Origin of the sequence: uncultured Lamprocystis sp., from assembly GCF_903933125.1 — a bacterium.
Taxonomy (GTDB): domain Bacteria; phylum Pseudomonadota; class Gammaproteobacteria; order Chromatiales; family Chromatiaceae; genus Thiodictyon.
In genome coordinates this window covers 1-5,772 of the sequence record NZ_CAIZIZ010000464.1, presented here as the reverse complement: position 1 = coordinate 5,772, position 5,772 = coordinate 1, and the positions used below count along the sequence as shown (strand labels likewise).

Sequence of the window (5,772 nt, the reverse complement as noted above, 5' to 3'; positions counted from 1 at the left end):
CGATCAGGCGGTCGGCGCGCTTGATCTTGTGCTTCAACGTCGTCGGGCCGACCAGGCGTCGTCCCACCGCGGTGATGGACAAACCCGCTCCGGTGACGCAGGCCTCCACCATGTCAAAGAGTGCGGCGAGGCGGGTGGCATGGACAAAATCCAGTGACTGACCGAGCCAAGAGCGTAATAATGTGGGCACGTGCATGAAGGGCGTCCTGAGCGGTTTTCCTTATACCAGTGTGGCAGTAAAACCTCGTACACGCGTCGGCAGATCGCAGAATCTTTTCTTGACCTCTGTTTTTATTGATTTTTTCTAGGGGATACTTCAGGGTCTGTCCCTGATTACGTGCTGATTACGTGCAAACAGCGGCAAGGCGACGGCCGCACGCCGGAAGGGCGTTACTACATCGATCGGCGGATCGACGGGAGCAATTATCGCAAAGCCCTGCATATCTCCTATCCGCGCGAGGAAGACCGCCTGCGCGCGCTGCGCCAGGGCAATGACCCCGGTGGCCTGATCATGATCCATGGCCAGCCCAACAACTGGCGCGAGCGGCGCACCGGCGACTGGACCTTCGGCTGCATCGCCGTCTCCGACATGGAAATCGATGAGATTTGGGAACTTACGACCAGGGGGACGCCGGTCGAGATTCTGCCTTAGTCCATCCGTCGCCCTCATCCGGCAGTTGCTCGCACCAAGACACAAAGAACACGAAGAGCGTCTGAGAGTTGTGCGACCATCGCCGCACTAACCAGTGGCAGGTCGACGACGCGAACCGCTGTTGTCGCATGGACACCTTCACCAGGTTGGATCGACTGGTTGACGATTCTTGGGCCGATGTGGCCCGACTGTGAGGCCACTATGACCACAGGTGGGAATTTCACCCATGCGTAATACCCACTTGGCTAGCGACGTCCCAGAACCCGCGCCTTTCGCTAACCTACTCATTTTTGATAGACATCATGGGGATAGCTCAGGGCCCGTCCCCAGCATTCTCCGTCACTCGCAGTACATATAACCGGGTGAAAACGCAGCGAGGCGATAAGTCTTCGGCGCCGTGCGCTGCTCGCCGCGCAGGAGCAGCGAAAATCCTGGGTCACCCTTGAAGATCATTGCGACATCGAGCACATCCGCGGGCGTGTTCGTGCCGTCGCGGTCGAAGATGCGCCCCGGTATGACCTGACTGTTGCTCCAGCGACGCGCAAATTCGCGGAACACGTACGGGTTTACCTTTTCAGGTTTCTCCCGATCCGTCTTGTCGATGAGCGCACGTTTTATTTTGCGTACCAGCAGCCTGTCGTCGTTGTTCTTTCGTTGAGCCTGCAGTTGTTGTTCGAGGGGTATGCGACATGATCCGTCGCCGACGGGGAGCAGTTGAAATCGCGGCTGCGTCTGGTCGGAACCGCCCGTGAGCCGGGAGTAGAAAAATTCGATCACGACCTCGGTCGGGTGCTCGGGCGCTGGAATGTCTGCGCAATCGATCAACCGCTCTTGATCGTTCGCCTTCCGGCAGACGACCCGAGAAAAGAACAACAAATCGGATTCTGGCAACTCCCGGGACGGTAGCACCTGTACCGGCATGCGAATCCATGAGGCAGGGAGTCTTGTGTCGATCGGTGTGGGTGCCCCGCAGCTCCCGTCCTCATCGCAATGCATGACATCGCGGACCTCCAGGATCGTCTCGGGCTGGCCGGTGTCTTGGTTCTTCTTGGCCACTACCGAGATCAGACCGTCTCTGCCGTCGGGAAGCTTGACCGGACCCGCCGGTTCGGACCCTTCCGGAAGCTCGATACGGAGCTCCCTCTGGCTCGCAGGCTGGTCCAGGCTCGCGACGTAACCGCGGACCGCCTCTTGATATCGTTCGCCGCGGCTGTCCAGCCCTCGGCGGATCAGCAGGATGTCTTCCTGACCGCGCTCCTGAAACCGACCGACGATCGGTTCTATCTGAAGTATTCGATAGCGATCCTTCTGCTGCTTAACAGAAATGAATGAAACGTTATGTCCATTGTCCCTCCACGTATCGCGGGCAACCTGTATTGCTCCATTCGTTCCGCGATGCGAGACACTCAGGATCTCGATGCCGCTGCCCGGCGTGTGGAGCAGATTAATCGACGCATCATGATCGATAGGGGGATCGACAGTGCCCAGGCTGTTGCCGGGAGGAACGGGATACTCGACCACCCGCACTCCGGTGTTGTCGATCTCATCCCGTACCATCGCGAGGACGCGATCTCGCCCCGCGTCAGACACGACATGGGGTGGAGTGGGGATCGCCCGATTCGGAAACTCTTTCGGCGACAGTGGGTTGTCCCAGAGCGTGCACGGGGCATTATCGCCACGACAGGGATCCCAGGTCAGCAGCCGTGGCTGGACAGTCCCGCGCTTAATGGCGTAAGTCACCAGCGATTGCCGCAAGAATGCCTTTCCCGATGAGCCGACGACCGGCTGTTTTTCCGGTAGCGACACGAGTCGGCCGACGACATAGTCATCGGCCCGATGGGGCATCGGATCGAACTCGAAGAAGGTCGAACGCCCCGCCTCCGGCTGGCCGCCGCCGACGCGTACGCCCAAGAGGACGCGCCGGGCGCGCGACATGCATTTGTTGTGACTCTCCTCGCGTTGAGATATCTGGCGGCAGAGACGATAGGCATACTGCTGCAACATGAAGTCACAGTCGACTTGCTGATAGCCGTAGGTGGCGTCGCCGTGTCGGTAACAGTAATCGTGGAAAGCACAGGCCTGGCGAATTTGCAGGGAGAGCGGCGCCTCGTGCTGCTGATCACGCGAAAAGAACAGCCGCTCCATCCACGGTTCCAGGCTGCAGCTCAACCCTTCTCCTTTGCCCCCGATGACGGTCCTGATTTCGGAGGATGCGGGCAGACTCGTCGGCGTTGGCGGGGCCTCGCTATCGAATGGCCGCTGCAAGTCGGGATAGATGCGCTCGGCCACGCGTTCCGCGAACGGCTCGCCGCCGACCGCGATAAGAGCGGCGAGCAGTCCGACGACGATGGCTGCGGCCAGGATTATCGCTACGCTGCGTTTGGTCATGTGGATCTCCGTGGTGCCGGCCTGGCCGAGACCGCCGATGTGGCTGCTTATGGTTATAGCTAACCAATAGCTTATGTGAAAAATGGGCGCAAACAGTTGAAGCCGGGCTATCGCATAACTCCGGCTGCTTCGTGCGATCTGCGACACTGAGGCCATGGCGCATGCCCTGGCGACGCCTCACGGCGGATCGCCCGCAGGCATCCGCCGTGAGGCCTTGGGGACGGGCGCTTTCGCGGGATCTGGCCGCTGGACAAACGCTGTAACCCCCCAGCCCGACGCCCCGCCCCCTCCGATGCCCCCCCGAAAAACCGGAGACTTCGCTCTCAGTTAAGGCGTTTGTCCTGCCCACCGGTCCTTCAAGAATTGGCGGAAGCTTGGCATGTCCATGGTCAGTGCTCCCCCTGGGTCATTCTTGGCACCTGGTCGTCCATGAGCATCACAGGTCTCATCATGACCCACAACCAAATCGAAATCGAAATAGTTAGGTGCTTGGGACTTCAAGAATAGACAAAGCTTGATGAGAGTCTCTTCCTGCTCTTTGGTGTACTTTTGATACCAACCCGAGTAGATGTTTTTGGTCTTGTTCGGACCCACATATCTCATATCGGATTCGGCTAGGCATCGGTCCGGGTGGATCAGAGTCGTCTTGCCATTGGCGTCCTTTCCATAGGCATACCAGGGGGCAAACTTCTTAGCCCCATCTATGGTTACGGGTGTACAGCGTCCCGCGGCAACGATCTCGACGCCCAAAGAGTTGTCATGAGCAACGGTGCCACAATGATACCCGCCTCGATTGAGAGGAAAGGTTTGAAGGAGTTCACCACTTCGCTTCATCATGAAAACGCTCCACGTGGCTCTCATGTAATCCTCCACCCCGGATTCCTCCGAAGGGGTTGGGCCTGTTGCGGTAAAGTGAACTACCAGCCCTTTTGGGAATCCTGCGTCATAGGTCCAAGAGGTCTTGAAAGGTTTCACTTGGGTTGCCCAAGGAATAACCAAAGCGGGCGTCCTAGGGGAAGGAGGCGGTGAAGGCCGCGGAGTAGGAGCGGGAGTTTGAGACTCGGATAGAGACTCCGCTGATGTGGAAATCAATTTGTCCCAGGTAGCCTTGTCCACGATTCCAGTTACGGGTAGCTTGGTCCGAGTTTGGAACATCTCCACGGCCGCATCTGTCAAAGGACCAAACTTTCCGTCCACAGTTAACAGAATGTCGGTAAAGATGCGGTTGATGTTTGTTTGAACTGATTCAACCTCAGACCCAAAATCTCCCACCTGGATACTAAGCAATTGGGGCTCAGTGATCGGGGTAAAAGTCGGTTGACTGGAGAAGAGAGATACCCCATATTTTTGAATTGATTCAAAATCCCGACATTTGCTAAAGTCGCAAGAATTGGGCTTGATCAAATATTCTACCCCAAAAGGGATGCCTCGAACGATCTTCTTGTGAGGCGCATCCCAGGGGTTACCCCCCAAAGCTTCAATTGCTTTGATGCTCATCTCACCAATAAGTGTTTTTGGGCCTTCATCAGCGAGAATCGCATAAACAGTTTTGCCCTTGTAAGAGATCCTTGCAACGTCCCCTCCCTTAAGGGCGGTTCCCCCATTGAAATCCAGTCGCTCCCGAACCAGGGTCTGGGCCTCGGACGAGACGGACAAGGCATCGAAGCGAACCGGGACACCCTCCACCTCCAGCACAGTGCGAATCCCGTACCGGTCTGCCCGCACCTCACGCAACAGCCGCGGCGCAACACGAAACAACTCACCGAGCGACCCCTCGCTCACGGTCGAGCGGAGGCGCGATACCCCTCGGTTGCGGCGCACAGGAAGTCGATGTCCACCGACTCGCGGTATTCGTCCAAGACGAGGGCGAGACAGGTGCCACCGCCGAAACCGCAGGCGGCGGCACGCAGGAAGTCCGGGTCCATCTGGCTTAAGACGCTGAAAATCCGCTGGTGGTGGGGGCGCTTAAACATTGAGCACGCCGTGTCCGTAGGTGCGGACCAGACGCTCGATCAGTGCCCGCTCGTCCGGGTCGAGCCGGTCCGGGTCCAGATGCCGCCATTCCCGCTCGTAAAGCGCAAGGACATCGGGCTCGCTCATCCGCTCCTGGTGCAGTTGCCAGGCGAGCAGGCGCAGGGCGGGAAAGCGGGCGATCTCGACGGTTGGGGTCGTCATGGGTCGATCTTAACGCCGCCGCGGGGTGCCGACCATCGAGCCTTCATTATCGTTCCGGCCAGCGCTGATCATTTGGAGTTCAAGATCGCACAGCCCGTAGGATGCGGTGACGTAAGGAGGCGGCCGGCGGTTGGCCATGTTTGCGCCAGAAGGCGAGGAAGGCGTCGAGCAGACGGTCCGGACTCAGGTGGCCGTCGGGGTCGAGCCAGAGCGGCGCGATCCGCGGCAGACTGTCCTGGGGTCCGCCCGCCAGGGCACGCGGCAGAACCTCGCGGTAAATGGGATTGGCAACCACCAGACCCCCGGCGCCGTCGCGGCGCAAGAGCCCCAGGTCAACCAGATATTGGCGGTCATCCTCCGGCACCCCGTTCATCGCGGTACCGGCCAGCATCGGCTCGATCACGCGCCGCACACGCCACCAGGACAGCCTGGTCGCGACCAAACTCAACCTCTGGCGGGACCTGTTCCCGCCGGGGCTGGATGCGCGGGTGATGGGACAGCCGCGCGGCCACCGGCTTGAGCAACGGTTTACCCCCGGTGAACTGGTCGAATCCTGG

At 59.3% G+C, this 5,772-nt stretch carries 7 protein-coding genes; 1 reads left to right on the top strand and 6 read right to left on the bottom strand.

Going from position 1 to position 5,772, the window contains the following annotated elements; genetic code table 11:
• Positions 1-196, bottom strand: a 196-nt coding sequence (locus tag QZY03_RS24985) for a hypothetical protein (RefSeq protein ID WP_295585653.1), incomplete at its 3' end; no start/stop codon positions are given.
• A 141-nt stretch (positions 197-337) separates the two neighbouring features.
• On the opposite strand from QZY03_RS24985, the gene QZY03_RS24980 reads away from it, so the two are divergent.
• Positions 338-652, top strand: coding sequence for a L,D-transpeptidase family protein (locus QZY03_RS24980; RefSeq protein ID WP_295585651.1), 315 nt, complete (start codon positions 338-340; stop codon positions 650-652).
• A gap of 339 nt (positions 653-991) precedes the next feature.
• Here the strand turns inward: QZY03_RS24980 and QZY03_RS24975 are convergent, their stop codons facing one another.
• The 5 genes from QZY03_RS24975 to QZY03_RS24955 form a co-directional block, all read right to left on the bottom strand.
• A complete protein-coding gene (locus tag QZY03_RS24975; RefSeq protein ID WP_295585650.1) occupies positions 992-3,040 on the bottom strand; it encodes a hypothetical protein in 2,049 nt (682 codons plus the stop codon).
• A gap of 327 nt (positions 3,041-3,367) precedes the next feature.
• Positions 3,368-4,735, bottom strand: a complete 1,368-nt coding sequence (locus tag QZY03_RS24970) for a peptidoglycan-binding protein (RefSeq protein WP_295585648.1) — start codon at positions 4,733-4,735, stop codon at positions 3,368-3,370.
• An 83-nt stretch (positions 4,736-4,818) separates the two neighbouring features.
• On the bottom strand, positions 4,819-5,013 hold the full coding sequence (locus QZY03_RS24965) for a nucleotidyl transferase AbiEii/AbiGii toxin family protein (RefSeq protein WP_295585646.1): 195 nt from the start codon (positions 5,011-5,013) through the stop codon (positions 4,819-4,821).
• A complete protein-coding gene (locus QZY03_RS24960; protein ID WP_295585644.1) occupies positions 5,006-5,215 on the bottom strand; it encodes a hypothetical protein in 210 nt (69 codons plus the stop codon). Before QZY03_RS24960 ends, QZY03_RS24965 begins: the two co-directional genes overlap by 8 nt.
• Positions 5,216-5,294: 79 nt before the next feature.
• Positions 5,295-5,657 carry a hypothetical protein gene (locus tag QZY03_RS24955; RefSeq protein ID WP_295585642.1) on the bottom strand — a complete coding sequence of 121 codons (363 nt, stop codon included), beginning with the start codon at positions 5,655-5,657 and terminating at the stop codon, positions 5,295-5,297.
• Positions 5,658-5,772: the final 115 nt, after the last annotated feature.

Excerpts from the sequence above, each read along its gene's own strand:
- QZY03_RS24975 (WP_295585650.1), bottom strand. The coding sequence starts at position 3,040 with ATGACCAAACGCAGCGTAGCGATAATCCTGGCCGCAGCCATCGTCGTC.
- QZY03_RS24965 (WP_295585646.1), bottom strand. The coding sequence starts at position 5,013 with ATGTTTAAGCGCCCCCACCACCAGCGGATTTTCAGCGTCTTAAGCCAG.
- QZY03_RS24960 (WP_295585644.1), bottom strand. The coding sequence starts at position 5,215 with ATGACGACCCCAACCGTCGAGATCGCCCGCTTTCCCGCCCTGCGCCTG.